The following is a 14,015-nucleotide window of genomic DNA, read 5'->3' as shown; positions in this document are numbered from 1 at the left end:
GGGGGTGTACTTCGGGGGTTTCGCGGCGGACCGCGGAACGTGGGGGAGCTACTTGCTCGTCGTGATCAGGCCGTCGGTGAGCGACCAGTGGGTGCCCGCGAAGGTCTGGATGCCGACGGTCTCGAGCGGATAGCCGTCGCTCGCACCGGTCGTCATGCTGATACCGGGCAGCAGCAGGTCGACGGCGACGTTGTCGAGGGAGCGCATCGCGTCGCGCAGGCCCTCGCGGGTCGGGCACTTCGCCGACTCCAGCGTCTTGCGGAAGCTCTCGGCCATCGCCCAGCCGGCCATGGCGTGCTGGTTCTCCGGGTCGGCGCCGGGCGCGTACCGGGTGAGCTTGCTCTTGTAGGTCTGCATGCCCGCGTCCTGGGCCCAGCGCGGGTCGGCCGGGTCCTTGAGGAACGCGGCGCTCACCGCGCCCTGCACGTTCTCCAGGCCGACCGGTCGCAGCGTGGCCATGGTGTTCGACACCTGGGTCAGCACGTGCAGCGGATTCCAGTCGGTGTTGCGCACGTCGGCGGCCAGTGCCTGCGAGGCGAACTTCGGGGTCGAGAAGTTCAGCAGCACATCGGCTTTCGTATTCGCCAGATTGCGGACCTGCGCGTCGACGGTCGGGTCGGTGACCTCGAAGCTCTGCTGCGCGACCACGGTCACGCCGCTGCCGGCGACACCCTCGGTGAACGCGGCGAGCAGATCCTTGCCGAAGTCGTCGTTCTGGTAGAGCACCGCCACGGTCGCGTTCGGGCGCTGCGCCTTGACGTACTGCGCGTACGCGAGTCCCTCGGTGCGGTAACTGGGCTGCCAGCCGATGGTCCACGGGTGCTCGGTATCAGCGCCGAACTTGGTCGCGCCGGTGGCCACGAACACCTGTGGCACCTTGCGCTGGCCCAGGTAGTCCCAGACCGCCGAGGAGGTCGCGGTGCCCAGGGTCTGGAACACCGCGAACACCTGGTCCTGCTCGACCAGCCTGCGGGTCTCCTCGACCGTCTTGGGCGGCTGGTAGCCGTCGTCGCGCACCAGGTACTCGACCTTGCGTCCACCGATGCCGCCCTGCTCGGCGTTGACGTAGTCGAAGTAGGCCTTGATGCCCTTGGGCACTTCGCTGTAGGCCGAGGCCGGACCCGACAGCGGGTACACCCCGCCGAGCTTGATGGCGGTGTCGGTGATACCGACGGTCTGCTGGCCCCGGCAGTCGCCGACGGCGGCGGTGCCGGTCTCCTCGCCGCGCCCACCGCAGGCGGTGAGCGTCGCGAGCAGCGCCGCCGCGAGGCCGAGAGTGTGGATCGCCTTAGTGCGCATGTGTTTTCCCTTTCCGAACCAGATGGCCGAGCCGTTGCGCCAGCCGGCCGGTGAGTCCGGCCAGGCCCGTGGGCGCGAGGTACATGACCGCGATGATCAGCAGTCCGAAGATGACGCCGGGCGCCGCCTGATTGACGTCCTGGGCGAAGCTGGGCACGAACATCACGAACAGGCCGCCGAGCAGCGGACCCCAGGTGGTGCCGAGCCCGCCGACGACCAGTCCGGCCAGCAGCGTCACCGACAGGGTCAGCGCGAACGAGTCGGGCGAGACGAAGGCGATCACCCAGGTGTAGACCGCGCCCGCGACGCCGGCCAGCAGGGCGCTCCAGGCGAAGGCCAGGGTTTTGTAGTGGGCCAGGTTCACCCCGAGCACTTCCGCCGCGATCTCGTTGTCGCGCACCGCGTGCAGCGCGCGCCCGACCCGGGATCGCAGCATCCCGGCGACCAGGACGAAGGCGGTCACCGTCGTCGCCAGCGCCAGGAAGTACAGCCACTGGTCCTCGGCGAGCCCGGTCCACGCGGGCGGCACCGGCTTGTCGACGGTGAGTCCCATCGAGCCGCCGGTCAGGCCGTCGAACCGCTTGAGCAGCGGGACCAGGAAGATCGCGATCGCGAGGGTGACCAGCGCCAGATACAGCCCGCGCAGCCGCAGCGCCGGGATGCCGAGCGCGAAGCCGAGGACGAAGGTCACCGCAGCCGCGAGCGGGATGGTCGCGATATACGGTGTGTCCCAGCGCTCCATCGCCACCGCGGCCGTATAGGCGCCGACCGCGAAGAACGCGCCGTGACCCAGCGAGATCTGGCCGGTGTGGCCGACGAGCAGGTTCAATCCGAGCAGGGTGACCGCGTAGACCATCGCCATGGCGAGCTGGAAGGTGTGGAAGGGCACCAGCTGGAAGGGGGCGGCACAGGCGAGCACCAGCAGTGCCGCCGTCGCGAGCAGCGGCCACCGGAATGCGCTCACCCTGGTCAGCACGGAAGTCGCCTGCGGGACAGCGGAAGTGGCTGTCACCGTCTTGTCGGAGAGTTCTACTTCGCTCATACCCGTTCCACCGCCGCGTGTCCGAACAGACCTTGCGGGCGCAGCAGGAGCACGCCCAGGATGATCACCAGCGGCACACCGATCTTGAGTTCGGTGCCGATCGCGTCGACGTAGGCGCCGGTGAGGGTTTCGGCGACGCCGACGATCAGGCCGCCCGCCACCGCGCCGCCGGGGGAGTCGAAGCCGCCGAGGGTGGCCGCCGCGAAGGCGTAGATGAGAACGCCGCCCATCATGTTGGGTTCGAGGAACAGCAGCGGCGCCGACAGCACCCCCGAGACCGCGCCGACCAGCGCGGCCAGCCCCCAGCCGAGCGCGAGCACCGTGCCGACCCGGATGCCGACCAGCCGGGCGGACTGCGGATTACAGGCCACCGCCCGCATGGCCAGGCCGATCCCGGTGAACCGGAACAGCAGATACAGCAGTGCCATCACCACCGCGACGACGGCGAGAATGCCGAGGCTGCCGTAGCCGACGCTCACGCCCGCGGTACGGAAAGCCCCGTCCGGGAAGGGATTCGGGAACGACTTCACCTGATACGACCAGATCCAGCCCGCCACCGCGTGCACGGTGAAGAACAGGCCGACCGTGACGATCACGAGCGTGATCTCGGGCGCGCCCTCGACCGGGCGGATGACCACCCGCTCGATGAGCATCCCCGCGACGAAGGAGATGGCCAGGGTGAGCGGCAGCGCCGCCCAGAACGGCATGGTCTGGCTCAGCTGCCAGGCCAGGAACGCCGAGAACATGGCCAGCTCGCCCTGGGCGAAGTTGACGATCCCGGTGAACCGGTAGATCAGCACGAGGGCCAGTGCGAGACCGGCGTAGATCGCGCCCGCCGAGAGTCCCTCGACGAGCTGCTGGACGAATTCGGTCACGGCCGCACCCGGATTCCCAGATAGGAGCGGGTGACCTGGTCATCGGCCCTGATCTCGGCGGCCGTGCCGGACAGCGCGATGCGCCCGGACTCCAGCACGTGCGCCTGGTGGGCGATGCCAAGGGCCAGATGAGCGTTCTGCTCGACGACGATCACGGTGGTGCGTTCCTCTTCGTTGATGGTGTGCACGATCCCGAACAACTCCTGGGTGACCAGCGGGGACAGCCCCAGCGATGGCTCGTCGAGCAGCAGCAGCCGCGGCCGCAGCATCAGCGCCCGGCCGATGGCGAGCATCTGCTGCTGGCCGCCGGACAGCCCGCCCGCCGGTTCGCGCCGCTTGTCGCGCAGGATCGGGAAGTAGTCGTGGATGCGGCGCAGGTCGGCCTCGACGCCCGCGCGGTCACGCCGGGTGTAGGCGCCCAGGCGCAGGTTCTCCTCGACGGACAGCGGCGCGAAGGTGCCACGGCCCTCGGGCACGTGGGCGACGCCGAGCCGCGCCATCGCCTCCGGGGCGCGGCCGGTCACCTCGGTGCCGCCCAGCCGCAGCGCGCCGCGCACCTTGACCATGCCGCACAGGGCCCGCAGCAGCGTCGTCTTGCCCGCGCCGTTGGGCCCGAGGATCGCGCACACCGCGCCCTCGGCGACCGAGAAGCTCACGCCGTGCAGCACTTTCGCCGCGCCGTACCCGGCGTGCAGGTCAGTGACGACAAGGAACTCACTCACGAAGCGGCTCCCAGGTAGGCGCGGACGACGGCCGGATCCCGTTGCACCGCGGCGGGTTCGCCCTCGGCGATGACCTGCCCGAACTCCAGGCACACCACCCGGTCGCAGGTGCCCATGACGAAACCCATGTGGTGTTCGACCACCACGACGGTGAGGTCGAGATCGGCCTGCAGCGCGCGCAGGCGCTCGGCGAACTCGTCGACCTCGCCGTGGCTCAGGCCGTTGACCGGCTCGTCGAGCAGCAGCAGCCGGGGCCGGACCGCGAGCGCCCTGGCCAGTTCGATGCGCTTGAGCGTGCCGAACGGCAGGCCCGCCGCGGGATGGTCGGCCACCGCCGTCAGTTCGAGGCGGTCGAGCAGCTCGTCGGCCTCCTCGCGCAGCATCCGCTCCTCGCGGCGGACCTTCGGCAGGCGCAGGCCGGCCGAGACGAAGCCGGCGCAAGCGCGATGATGGGCACCGACCAGGACGTTGTCGCGGACCGAGAGCCGGGGGAACAGGCCCAGGTTCTGGAAGGTGCGGGCGATGCCGAGCCCGGCCAGTGCGTCGGGGCGGACCGTGGACAGATCGGTGTCGCGGTAGCGCAGGGCGCCCGACGTCGGCCGGTGACGCCGGGTCAGGCAGTTGAACAGGGTGGTCTTGCCCGCGCCGTTCGGTCCGATCAGGCCGACCATCTCCCCGGGAGCGACCGCGAACCCGACCTCCCGCAGCGCGGTGATGCCGCCGAAGCGCACCGTCAGGTTGGTTATCTCGAGCATGCGACGAACAGTAAGTTCGCAGGTCACAGGCCACATCGGACGTTGCGGACCAACTTTCGCGCACGGCATCGTCCGCTGTGGACAGGGCGGCAGACGGTTGACACTGCGAAATCGGACATGCAAACTCCCCGGACATGTCGGCTGGATCACATCTGCTCACCGCGTCGATCTCGGATCCGGTGCACGCCGAGCGCGCGCGCATCGTCGGCTGCGCCTACGACCACGCCGACGACATCGCCGACGACGTGATGGCCAAGCTGCGCACCGAGTTGCCCGGCTACGGCACCGCCGACCCCGGCTTCCTCGCCGACGTGCACGACCAGCTCGCCCGGCTCAGCCGGACCGGGCTCGGCGCGCTGCTCGAACGCAAGCGGGTCACCCCGGCCGATGTCACCTACGCCCGGCAGGCCGCGGCCCGGCGGGCCCGCTCGGGTCTGCCGCTGGTCGACTACATCGCCGCGTTCCGGCTGGGGCAGCGCGCCATCTGGAAATCGCTGCTCGCCCATGCAGGCGACACCGAGGCGGGCCGCGAGGCCGTGCTCTCCCTGGCCGGGCCGCTGGCCCGCTACACCGACCTGATCAGCACCCAGGCCACCGACGCGTACCTCGAGTTCCAGCAGTACGTGGCCGCCGAATCCGGCCGCGACAGCCAGGCGCTGATGGACACCCTGCTCGACGGCACCCTGCCCGCGGGCGGCCCGCACCTGTCGGTGGCCACCGCGCACGGGATCGGCGCCGACCGCACCACGCCGCTGGTGGTGGTGACGGCCGTGGTGCTCGACGGCTCGGCGCGCGCCGATTCCGCCGACGGGCTCGGGGAGACACGGCAAGTGGTGTCGGCCGCGGCGGCGCGCGTCGGCGTCAACGGGCTACGCACGCTGTCGGTGGTGCGCGGCGGGGAGATCGTCGCGATTCCCGCGCTCGGGCGCGACGGCTCGGCCGAGCAGCTGTGCGAGCGGCTGCGCGCGATGCGCGAGGAACTCGCCGCCGAGGGCATCGCCCTGGCCGTCGGCGTGAGCACCGCGGTCACCGAGGTCGCCCAGATCCCGCGCGCCTACCGGCAGGCGCAGGCCGCGCTGGCCCTGCTGCCCGAGGACGGCGGCGTGCTCGCGCTCCCGCAGCTCACGCCGTTCCGGTACCTGCTGCTGCGCGCCGACGACACCACCCGCCAGCTCGTCGACCCGCGCATCGGCGCCGCGCTGGCCGACGACCGCGCCCGCGGCGGCTCGCTGGCCGAGACCATCCGCGCCTTCGCCGCCGCCGACATGAACCTGCGCGAAGCCGCCGACACGCTGCGCATCCACCTCAACACCGCCAAGTACCGGCTCGGGCGGATCCAGGAGCTGACCGGGCGCAATGTGCGCAGCGTCAACGACCTGGTGGAACTGCTGGTGGCGATCGAGCTGCAGACCGGGCAGTCGGCTCGTCCGGGTACGGCTGTTATAAACGAGGCATGAGCCTGGATCCCGCCATCGCCGCACGCCTCAAGCGCAACGACGCGGGTCTGGTCGCCGCCGTCGCCCAGGAGAAGTCGACCGGCGACGTGCTGATGATGGCCTGGATGGACGACGAGGCCCTGGCCAGGACCATCGAGACCCGCAAGGGCACCTACTACTCGCGCTCGCGGCAGCAGTACTGGGTCAAGGGCGAGACCTCGGGCCACACCCAGTACGTGCACGAGGTGCGCCTGGACTGCGACGGCGACACCATCCTGCTGATCGTCGACCAGGAGGGCGCGGCCTGTCACACCGGCACGCACACCTGCTTCGACACCGACGTGCTGCTGGCCGCCGACTAGTCCCCGTCCTCGGCCAGCACGCGGTGCAGCCGGGCCGACAGTGCCTCGCCGAGCTCGGCCAGCTGGGCGGTCTGTTCGTCGTCGAGTCCGTCGAGCACCAGCCGGCGCACCGCGTCCACGTAGCCCGGCGTGGCGGCGAGCACCTTCTCGAAGCCGGCGTCGGTGAGTACCGCGTGCACGCCGCGCCTGCCCGCGGTGGAGTCGCGCCGGGCCCAGCCCAGTCGCTCCAGCTTGGACACCACGTGCGACAGCCGCGATAGCGACGCGTTTGCTTTGTGGGCGAGATCACTCAGCTGCAGGCGATGGCCCGCTTCCTCGGACAGCAGGCTCAGCACCCGGAACTCGAAATGGGTCAGCCCGGCCTCGCGCTGCAGCCGCGTATCGAGCGCACCCGGGATCCGGGCCATGAGCGTCACGATCGCCTGCCAGGCACGCTGTTCGACGGGGTCGAGCCACTGGGTCATCGCCGGCACAGCCTCACGGCCGGGCGACAGGACGGGTGAACTGGAACGCGCACCGAACAGAGTTTGCCACGACGTCGCTGTGTCGTCCCCGAGTTGGCCGCGGTCGTGAGGTCACTCACAGCAAGGCGAGTGCCCTATCGCGAAAAGCCCGTCGCCCCAGGGGCTGTCGCGTCCGCGCGCACCGGCGATGCGCGCGGACGCGGCGCCGCGCTGGTCAGGTGCCGGTGTGCCGGGCCTGCAGCAGTGCGAAGCCCAGCGGCAGGTCGTCGTGCCCGATCAGCTCGAGTCCGGCCGACCGCAGCACCGCGCGATAGTGGGTGACGGTGCGTTCGCGCCCGCCGACATTGCACAGCATGTGCAGGTCCCACGCGGGGGCGAGGGAACGGGACCCGTCCTCGGGGAGCAGCCGTTCGACGATGTAGAGCCGGGAATGCTCGGACATCGCCGCGGCGCACCCACGCAGAATCGCGCGGCAGTCCGCGTCGTCCCAGTCGTGCAGGACCCGCGACAGCAGGTAGACGTCACCCCCGGTGGGCACCTCGGCGGTGAAGAAGTCACCGCCGACCAATTCGCAGCGGGACAGGCAGCCCGCCGCCGCCAAGGTGGTGCGCGCCCGGGGCAGCGTGGTCTCGCGTTCGAACAGGATGCCGCGCAGCTGCGGGTGCGCCGCCACCACGCGTGCCAGCAATTCGCCGGTGCCGCCGCCGACGTCGACCACCGTGCGCGCGGTGGCGGCGCCGACGAGTCCGGCGACCTGGCCGAAGATCGACGCGCTCGCCGCCATGGCCCGGTCGAACAGGCTCGCTCGCTCCGGGTCGGCGCGGAAGTAGTCGAAGTGGTGCGCACCGAAGTGGTGGTCGAAGGCCGTGCGGCCGGTGCGCACGGCGTAGCCGAGCTCGCCGAACGACTCGTAGAACGCGCCGCCGTAGAGGCAGGCCAGCGGATGCAGCGACGGCTGGGCGTCGGCGACGAGCAGCCTGCCGGTCTCGGTGAGCGTGTAGCCCGCGCCGAGCGGCTCGACGATCTCGAGCTGGGCCAGGTAGCGCAGCAGCCTGCCGAGCGCGTCGAGGTCGGTGCCGGTCGCCGCGGCGAGCTCGTCGAGCGGGCCACCCGGGGCCGCGGCGAGCCGGTCGGCGATGCCGGACCCGGTGGTGACGGCCAGCGCCTGGGTCGCCCAGGCACCGGTGAGCAACCCGAGCAGCCGGGTCGCCGGGTCGGCGGATTCGCGGCTGTGCCGCGCGAGTTCGCGCGGGTGGGCGCCGGCCACATAGAGCTCCACCCGCCGGTCGGTCCGCGCGCCCGGCCTGCGGAAGTAGAAGCTGGTCGCGTCCTCGCGGTCGTTGTAGCCGCCCTGGTCGGGGCGCAGCCCGCCCGGGCCGGTGAGCAGCGCGCGCAGTCCCGCGAGGGTCACGGGGTCGACGGGGCCGGTGGCCAGCGCGATGTGGGCCTCGTGCGCCTCGGCGCGTTCGACGGCGGCCACCTCGGCGGGCGCGGCGGGCAGCGCGAAGATCTCGATCGCGCAGGGTGTTCCGTCGGCGGCCGGGAGCGCGGCGCGCACGATCCGGACCGGGACCCGCTGGGGGTCCAGGCCGTGCCGGGCGGCCAGGCGCTGTCGGACCACCACGCTGGGCTCGTTCGAGGCGATCGTGAGGTCGTGCGCCGCGAGCAGGTCGTCGAGGGCGGCGAGATCGGGCGGGAACACCATGACCGCGGCGTGCGCGAACCGGCAGCGCTCGGCGATCGCCGAGCGTTCGGCCTCGCCGAGGCGGGGCAGCAGCCGGGCGAGCACGCTGTCGGTGTCATGGGTGGCGACGAACTGCACGGCCGCGGCGACGCGGTCGTGATCGAGCGGGTCGATCCTGGATCGCACTGCCGGCGAGCGGGTCACGCATCCTCCTGGATTCAGATACCGACGTAGTTCTCCGCGAAGAAATCCTGATGTGGTCGTGAGGTGGCCAGACTGTGCAGCCGGGCCTGCTGGAGCTCGCGTTCGAAGCCCGCGTGCGGGCCGGTCGGTGGATGCAGCAGGCCGATCATCCAGTGCGAGAACTCGTGTGCGCGCCGGATGCGCGGGACGCAGTCGGCCGAATGCCTGCGCAGGGCCGACTCGTCGCCGTCCGCGATCGCGGCGATCAGCGCCGCCGCGAGCGACCGCGCGGTGAGGATGGCCAGGTTGGCGCCCTTGGCCGCGGACGGGCTGATCGTGGAGGCCGCGTCGCCGGCGAGGAACAGCCGCCCCTGCTGGATCGGGTCGAGGATCTCCGACCGCAACCGGACCAGTCCGCGCTCGATGATCGGGCCCGTCCGCAGCGGCCCGTACCGGTCGGCGCGCAGCCGGTCGGACAGCGCGCTCCAGACCCGGTCCTCGCTCCAGCGCAGCGCGTCCTCGCCGGCGCACTGCAGGTAGTAGCGGGTCACCTCGGGGCTGCGCGGCATCTGGCCCGCGAAACCGTCGGGGTGGACGCCGTAGGCGACGGTGTCGGTCGTCGGCGGGGCCTGGGCCAGCAGCGCGAGCCAGGTGATGGCGTAGTCGTGGGTGGATCGCGGGCCGCGCAAGGTCTGCCGGGCCGCGCCCTGCGCGCCGTCGCAGCCGACGAGGTAGCGGGCGGTGATCCGGGAGGTTTCGCCGTCGGCGGTGCGGGCGAGCACCCACGGCCGGTCGCTGTGCTCGTCACCGATCTGCTCGGCGGTGGTCGCGCACCGCAGCTCGCCGCCGCGGCGCAGGTACTCGGCGACCAGATCGGTCACCAGCCGCTGTTGCGGGTAGACGGTGTGCGCCTCGCCCCGCCCGAGTCCGCCGTAGGACAGCGCGATCCGGCCGCCCGCGCTGCGGAACTCGCAGGTCTGGTGGGTGTGCCCGCCGGTGCGCAAGCCGGTGTCGAGTCCGTGCTCGGCCAGCACCGCGACACTGGCGGGGGCGAGGAAACCGGCGCGGGCGCGCTGCTGGATGTGCGCGCGGTCGCGCCGTTCCAGGATCAGCACCTCGATCCCGGCCGCGCGCAGAATGTTGCCGAGGACGAGCCCCGCCGGTCCCGCGCCGAGCACCAGGACGGTGGTCGACTCGCTGCTCCCCATCGGCATGGGACCGGAGCTTAGGTCACCGCGGCGGCACCGACCGTCCGTCGCGGTGGCGTGTTGCTGGGATTATGTGGAAAAGCTATTGCGCTCCGGTCATCGGCGGCGTCTGCGCGGGTGGGTTCTCCGCGGCCTTGGCGGCCTTGCGGCGGGTGAGACCGCGCTTGCCCATCAGCACGAGGACGAGCGCGAACACCACCGCCGCCACGATCGCGCCGACCAGGCAGGCGCCGCGGAAGGCGGGGGCGTCGACGTCGAGGATGCGCTGACCCGCGTGCGCCGCGTTGTTGCCGCCGAGCACGATCGTCAGCGTCATCAGGTTGGGCAGCGCCAGCAGCAGCGCGATGATCACCGCCGCGCCCGCGATGAACTTGCCGCCCTTGCGATTCCACACGCGCACCGCCAGCAGCACCAGCAGCAGCGGGACGAGGGTGAACACCAGTCCGTAGACCAGGCCCCACCAGATGCCCTGGGTGAAGCTGCCGTGCACCATGCTCGCCAGTCGCTGCGCCCACCAGCGCGGGATGAACGAGGACAGGATCAGATAGGCGATCACCAGCACGACGGCCGTGGCGACCGTGATGATCGCCCGGTTGCGCCACACGGTCATCGTGGACTTCTGACCGCTCGACTGCACCTCGCCGGTTGTCATCTCCCCAGCGTAGAGGCGCCGATGACGCCGGACGCCGATCCGGCGCCCGGCGTTTCGCCGGTTACTCCGCCGCGGTCGCGCGGGCGCGCAGGAACGCCAGCGCCTCGTCGGCGTGCACCGCCGCGCGGAGCTCGCCGGTGACGACCTTCAGGATGGTCCGGTCGGTATCGATGACGAAGGTGTGGCGCTTGACCGGGGCGAGTTTGCCCAGCAGGCCGCGCTTGACGCCGAACGCCGCCGCTACGGCACCGTCGGCGTCGGAGAGCACCGGGTAGTCCAGCCGCTGCTTGGCGGCGAAGCCGGCCTGCACCTCGGCGCTGTCGGTGCTGATGCCGGCGCAGGAGGCGCCGATGGCGGCGAACTCCGCGCTCAGATCGCGGAAGTGGCAGGCCTCGGCCGTGCACACGGGGGTATTGGCCGCCGGGTAGAAGAACAGCACGAGCGGGCCGTCGGCGAGCAAGCCGTCGAGCGTGCGGAGCTGGGCGGACTGGTCGGGGAGCGCGAACTGGGGGGCGTGCTGGCCTGGCTGCATGATTCGACCCTATCGACCGGGCCGGAGGTACGGAAGATCCCCGCCCGCGCACGCGAACGGGGACATCTTCGGTTCGACCGGCACCGCCCCCGACGGACCGCACCCGTCGAACGGGCGCGTCAGCGCTTGAGCAGGGCGGCGATCTCCGGGTTGCGGATCTCCATCACGTCGAGGATGCCGTGCACGCGCAGCATCGGCTCGAGTTGCCGGATCCGATCGCAGTGCGCGGCGTATTCGTCCGGGTAGGCCTTCTCGTCCAGATCCTGCATCTCTTTGGCGTAGGTGACGAACGACGTGAGCGCGCTCGCCGCGGACAGCTGGCCGGGACCGTAGTGCTGCTGCGACGGGGCGGCCAGCCGGCCGTCCTGAGCGCCCTGGTGCGAGGGGTACAACATTGCTCCTCTCGGAAAGGGGGGATACCGCATGCGACATGGAACGCGCGCGAGTGTAGTGATGCCGATCACCCCTTGTCGCGTCACGGGGTCGGGTCAGCGCACAGGTGTCGCGACCCGCCTGGGATGATGGGGTCATGCAGGGCGCGTCGACATCAACCACCACGACCCGCGACCAGTTCCGGGTGCTCGCCGCCGAGCACCGGGTGGTCCCGGTGACCCGAAAGGTGCTGGCGGACTCCGAGACTCCGCTCTCGGCCTACCGGAAGCTGGCCGACGACCGGCCGGGCACCTTCCTGTTCGAGTCCGCCGAGAACGGTCGCTCGTGGTCGCGCTGGTCGTTCATCGGCGCGGGCAGCCCGTCGGCGCTGACCGTCGTCGACGGCGAGGCGGCCTGGCTCGGCGTCGTCCCCGCCGACGCGCCGTCGGGCGGTGACCCGCTGCGCGCGCTGCACGAGACCCTCGAACTGCTGCGCACCGAGCGGCTGCCCGGCCTGCCGCCGCTGACCGGCGGCCTGGTCGGCTACCTCGGCTACGACGCGGTGCGCCGGATCGAACGGCTGCCCGAGCTGGCCGCCGACGATCTGCAGCTGCCCGAACTGGTGCTGATGCTGGCCACCGATCTGGCCGCGTTCGACCACCACGAGGGTGCGATCACCCTGATCGCCAACGCGGTGAACTGGAACGGCACCGACGAGAACGCCGACGCCGCCTACGACGACGCCGTCGCCCGGCTGGACCGGATGACCGCCGCGCTGGCCGCGCCGGCGCCCTCGACCGTGTCGGTCTTCGACCGGCCCGAGCCGGAGTACCTGCGCAGGCGCACCACCGAGGAGTTCGGCGCCGGCGTGCGCCGCCTGATCAAGGAGATCGAGGCGGGCGAGGCGTTCCAGGTGGTGCTCTCGCAGCGCTTCGAGATGGACTACACCGGCTCGCCGCTGGCGGTCTACCGGATGCTGCGGGCGTCGAACCCGAGCCCGTACATGTACCTGATGCACATCCCCGACGGCGACGGCGGCACCGCGTTCTCCATCGTCGGCTCCAGCCCCGAGTCGCTGGTCACCGTGAAGGACGGCGTCGCGACGACGCACCCGATCGCGGGTACCCGCTGGCGCGGGGAGAGCGCCGAGGACGACATCCTGCTGGAGAAGGACCTGCTGGCCGACGACAAGGAGAACGCCGAGCACCTGATGCTCGTCGATCTGGGCCGCAACGACCTGGGCCGGGTCTGCCGCCCCGGCACCGTGCGGGTCACCCAGTACCGCCACGTCGAGCGCTACAGCCACGTCATGCACCTGGTCTCGACGGTGTCCGGCCAGCTCGCCGAGGGCAAGATCGCGCTCGACGCGGTGCAGGCCTGCTTCCCGGCGGGGACGCTGTCGGGCGCGCCGAAGGTCCGGGCGATGGAGCTCATCGAGGAACTCGAACCGACCCGGCGCGGTGTCTACGGCGGTGTCGTCGGCTACCTCGATTTCGCCGGTGACGCCGACACCGCCATCGCCATCCGCACCGCGCTGCTCAAGGACGGCACCGCCTACGTGCAGGCGGGCGCGGGTGTGGTCGCCGACTCCGACCCGGTCTACGAGGACACCGAGGCCCGCAACAAGGCCATGGCGGTGCTCAAGGCGATCGCGGCCGCGCAGACCCTGCGAACCTACGAGGACGGCGCCTCGTGACCGACGCGCCCGCCGACACCGCCAAGGCCGCCAAGCCCATCGTCCCGGTGGCGCTGCTGGCCCTGGCGGCGGCGGGGCTGTGGGCGTCGTCGCGGATGACCTGGGTGACGGTGCACTCCGCCGACGGGCTCACCGAACCGCGCACCGACGAGCTCGACGGCGCCACCTGGTTCGGCGCGCTCACCCCGCTGGCCCTGGTGCTGGTCGCCTCGATCGCCGCGGTGTTCGCGGTGAAGGGCGCGCTGCGCCAGCTGCTGGGCGTGGTCGTCGCGGTCGTCGCCGCGGTCGCGGCGGTGCCCGGGTTCGCGCTGGTGGTGGGGGAGGGCAGGACCGCGGAGCGGGCGGGCACGCTGGCCGAGCTGCCGGTGCGCGCGGTCGTCAGCGGTGCCGACGCGCATGTCGGCCCCGCGCTGTTGTCGATCGTGGCGGCGGTGCTGGCGCTGATCGCCGGGGTGCTGCTCACCCGCCGCACCGACGGAAGTTCGCAGCTGTCCGGCAAATACGACAACCCCGTGTTCCGCCGGGCCGACGCCAGCGCGGAGGTGACCAAGCAGCGCGAGGAGACCGGCACCGCCGCGCCGCTGTCGGACCGGGTGCTGTGGGACGCGCTCGACGCGGGCACCGATCCCACCGACACCGCCGAGGGGCAAGACGGCGACGACAAGTCGACCGGCCGCGCACCGTGACCCCCGGCACCCCCGCCGCAGTGACACGCGCGGCAGCCATTTATTGT

General features: G+C 71.7%; 15 protein-coding genes. 4 read left to right on the top strand and 11 right to left on the bottom strand.

Going from position 1 to position 14,015, the window contains the following annotated elements; translation table 11 throughout:
- Window positions 1–48 precede the first annotated feature (48 nt).
- Genes AB0H54_RS32770 through AB0H54_RS32750 form a run of 5 tightly spaced genes read right to left on the bottom strand, consistent with a single transcriptional unit; the run spans window position 49 to window position 4,693 of the window.
- The gene (locus AB0H54_RS32770; RefSeq protein WP_357350808.1) at window positions 49–1,299 is read right to left on the bottom strand and encodes an ABC transporter substrate-binding protein; all 1,251 of its coding nucleotides are present in this window, start codon (window positions 1,297–1,299) and stop codon (window positions 49–51) included.
- On the bottom strand, window positions 1,289–2,341 hold the full coding sequence (locus AB0H54_RS32765) for a branched-chain amino acid ABC transporter permease (RefSeq protein WP_357350806.1): 1,053 nt from the start codon (window positions 2,339–2,341) through the stop codon (window positions 1,289–1,291). The genes AB0H54_RS32770 and AB0H54_RS32765 overlap by 11 nt, the downstream gene beginning before the upstream one ends.
- Complete coding sequence (locus tag AB0H54_RS32760; protein WP_355283276.1) at window positions 2,338–3,216, bottom strand: branched-chain amino acid ABC transporter permease; 879 nt, start codon at window positions 3,214–3,216, stop codon at window positions 2,338–2,340. The genes AB0H54_RS32765 and AB0H54_RS32760 overlap by 4 nt, the downstream gene beginning before the upstream one ends.
- Window positions 3,213–3,938, bottom strand: a complete 726-nt coding sequence (locus tag AB0H54_RS32755; RefSeq protein ID WP_355283278.1) for an ABC transporter ATP-binding protein — start codon at window positions 3,936–3,938, stop codon at window positions 3,213–3,215. The genes AB0H54_RS32760 and AB0H54_RS32755 overlap by 4 nt, the downstream gene beginning before the upstream one ends.
- Window positions 3,935–4,693: an ABC transporter ATP-binding protein gene (locus AB0H54_RS32750; RefSeq protein ID WP_357350804.1), complete on the bottom strand. Its 759-nt coding sequence runs from the start codon at window positions 4,691–4,693 to the stop codon at window positions 3,935–3,937. Before AB0H54_RS32750 ends, AB0H54_RS32755 begins: the two co-directional genes overlap by 4 nt.
- Before the next feature lie 134 nt (window positions 4,694–4,827).
- On the opposite strand from AB0H54_RS32750, the gene AB0H54_RS32745 reads away from it, so the two are divergent.
- Both AB0H54_RS32745 and hisI read left to right on the top strand, forming a co-directional pair.
- Window positions 4,828–6,150 carry a helix-turn-helix domain-containing protein gene (locus AB0H54_RS32745; RefSeq protein WP_357350802.1) on the top strand — a complete coding sequence of 441 codons (1,323 nt, stop codon included), beginning with the start codon at window positions 4,828–4,830 and terminating at the stop codon, window positions 6,148–6,150.
- The gene (gene hisI, locus AB0H54_RS32740) at window positions 6,147–6,491 is read left to right on the top strand and encodes a phosphoribosyl-AMP cyclohydrolase (protein WP_357350800.1); all 345 of its coding nucleotides are present in this window, start codon (window positions 6,147–6,149) and stop codon (window positions 6,489–6,491) included. The genes AB0H54_RS32745 and hisI overlap by 4 nt, the downstream gene beginning before the upstream one ends.
- On the opposite strand, the gene AB0H54_RS32735 is transcribed toward hisI, so the two are convergent.
- The 6 genes from AB0H54_RS32735 to AB0H54_RS32710 all read right to left on the bottom strand — a co-directional run bounded on the left by AB0H54_RS32735 (window position 6,488) and on the right by AB0H54_RS32710 (window position 11,609).
- The gene (locus AB0H54_RS32735) at window positions 6,488–6,955 is read right to left on the bottom strand and encodes a MarR family transcriptional regulator (RefSeq protein ID WP_357350798.1); all 468 of its coding nucleotides are present in this window, start codon (window positions 6,953–6,955) and stop codon (window positions 6,488–6,490) included. The two genes, hisI and AB0H54_RS32735, sit on opposite strands and share 4 nt — an antisense overlap.
- 214 nt (window positions 6,956–7,169) lie before the next feature.
- Window positions 7,170–8,843 (bottom strand): methyltransferase, encoded by a 1,674-nt coding sequence (locus AB0H54_RS32730; protein WP_357350796.1) that lies wholly within the window; start codon window positions 8,841–8,843, stop codon window positions 7,170–7,172.
- Between the two features lie 14 nt (window positions 8,844–8,857).
- Window positions 8,858–10,036: a 4-hydroxybenzoate 3-monooxygenase gene (locus AB0H54_RS32725; RefSeq protein ID WP_357350794.1), complete on the bottom strand. Its 1,179-nt coding sequence runs from the start codon at window positions 10,034–10,036 to the stop codon at window positions 8,858–8,860.
- A 76-nt stretch (window positions 10,037–10,112) separates the two neighbouring features.
- Window positions 10,113–10,682 (bottom strand): permease, encoded by a 570-nt coding sequence (locus tag AB0H54_RS32720; protein WP_357350792.1) that lies wholly within the window; start codon window positions 10,680–10,682, stop codon window positions 10,113–10,115.
- A 61-nt stretch (window positions 10,683–10,743) separates the two neighbouring features.
- Window positions 10,744–11,214 carry a peroxiredoxin gene (locus AB0H54_RS32715; protein ID WP_355283302.1) on the bottom strand — a complete coding sequence of 157 codons (471 nt, stop codon included), beginning with the start codon at window positions 11,212–11,214 and terminating at the stop codon, window positions 10,744–10,746.
- A 119-nt stretch (window positions 11,215–11,333) separates the two neighbouring features.
- Window positions 11,334–11,609, bottom strand: a complete 276-nt coding sequence (locus AB0H54_RS32710) for a hypothetical protein (protein WP_355283305.1) — start codon at window positions 11,607–11,609, stop codon at window positions 11,334–11,336.
- A 134-nt stretch (window positions 11,610–11,743) separates the two neighbouring features.
- Here AB0H54_RS32710 and AB0H54_RS32705 point away from each other — a divergent pair, with 134 nt between their 5' ends.
- Window positions 11,744–13,282, top strand: coding sequence for an anthranilate synthase component I (locus AB0H54_RS32705; protein WP_357350789.1), 1,539 nt, complete (start codon window positions 11,744–11,746; stop codon window positions 13,280–13,282).
- Window positions 13,279–13,968 carry a TIGR02234 family membrane protein gene (locus tag AB0H54_RS32700; protein ID WP_357350787.1) on the top strand — a complete coding sequence of 230 codons (690 nt, stop codon included), beginning with the start codon at window positions 13,279–13,281 and terminating at the stop codon, window positions 13,966–13,968. The genes AB0H54_RS32705 and AB0H54_RS32700 overlap by 4 nt, the downstream gene beginning before the upstream one ends.
- The last annotated feature ends 47 nt before the right edge of the window (window positions 13,969–14,015 follow it).

Source organism: Nocardia sp. NPDC050718 (assembly GCF_040654235.1).
GTDB lineage: Bacteria > Actinomycetota > Actinomycetes > Mycobacteriales > Mycobacteriaceae > Nocardia.
Note: the sequence above shows the minus strand (reverse complement) of the source record. Positions and strands in the feature narration are given on the sequence as shown.

What these genes read in the sequence shown, in the direction of transcription:
- AB0H54_RS32770 (WP_357350808.1), bottom strand. Translation starts at nt 1,299, where the DNA reads ATGCGCACTAAGGCGATCCACACTCTCGGCCTCGCGGCGGCGCTGCTC.
- AB0H54_RS32765 (WP_357350806.1), bottom strand. Translation starts at nt 2,341, where the DNA reads ATGAGCGAAGTAGAACTCTCCGACAAGACGGTGACAGCCACTTCCGCT.
- AB0H54_RS32750 (WP_357350804.1), bottom strand. Translation starts at nt 4,693, where the DNA reads ATGCTCGAGATAACCAACCTGACGGTGCGCTTCGGCGGCATCACCGCG.
- AB0H54_RS32745 (WP_357350802.1), top strand. Translation starts at nt 4,828, where the DNA reads ATGTCGGCTGGATCACATCTGCTCACCGCGTCGATCTCGGATCCGGTG.
- hisI (WP_357350800.1), top strand. Translation starts at nt 6,147, where the DNA reads ATGAGCCTGGATCCCGCCATCGCCGCACGCCTCAAGCGCAACGACGCG.
- AB0H54_RS32735 (WP_357350798.1), bottom strand. Translation starts at nt 6,955, where the DNA reads ATGACCCAGTGGCTCGACCCCGTCGAACAGCGTGCCTGGCAGGCGATC.
- AB0H54_RS32725 (WP_357350794.1), bottom strand. Translation starts at nt 10,036, where the DNA reads ATGCCGATGGGGAGCAGCGAGTCGACCACCGTCCTGGTGCTCGGCGCG.
- AB0H54_RS32720 (WP_357350792.1), bottom strand. Translation starts at nt 10,682, where the DNA reads ATGACAACCGGCGAGGTGCAGTCGAGCGGTCAGAAGTCCACGATGACC.
- AB0H54_RS32715 (WP_355283302.1), bottom strand. Translation starts at nt 11,214, where the DNA reads ATGCAGCCAGGCCAGCACGCCCCCCAGTTCGCGCTCCCCGACCAGTCC.
- AB0H54_RS32710 (WP_355283305.1), bottom strand. Translation starts at nt 11,609, where the DNA reads ATGTTGTACCCCTCGCACCAGGGCGCTCAGGACGGCCGGCTGGCCGCC.
- AB0H54_RS32705 (WP_357350789.1), top strand. Translation starts at nt 11,744, where the DNA reads ATGCAGGGCGCGTCGACATCAACCACCACGACCCGCGACCAGTTCCGG.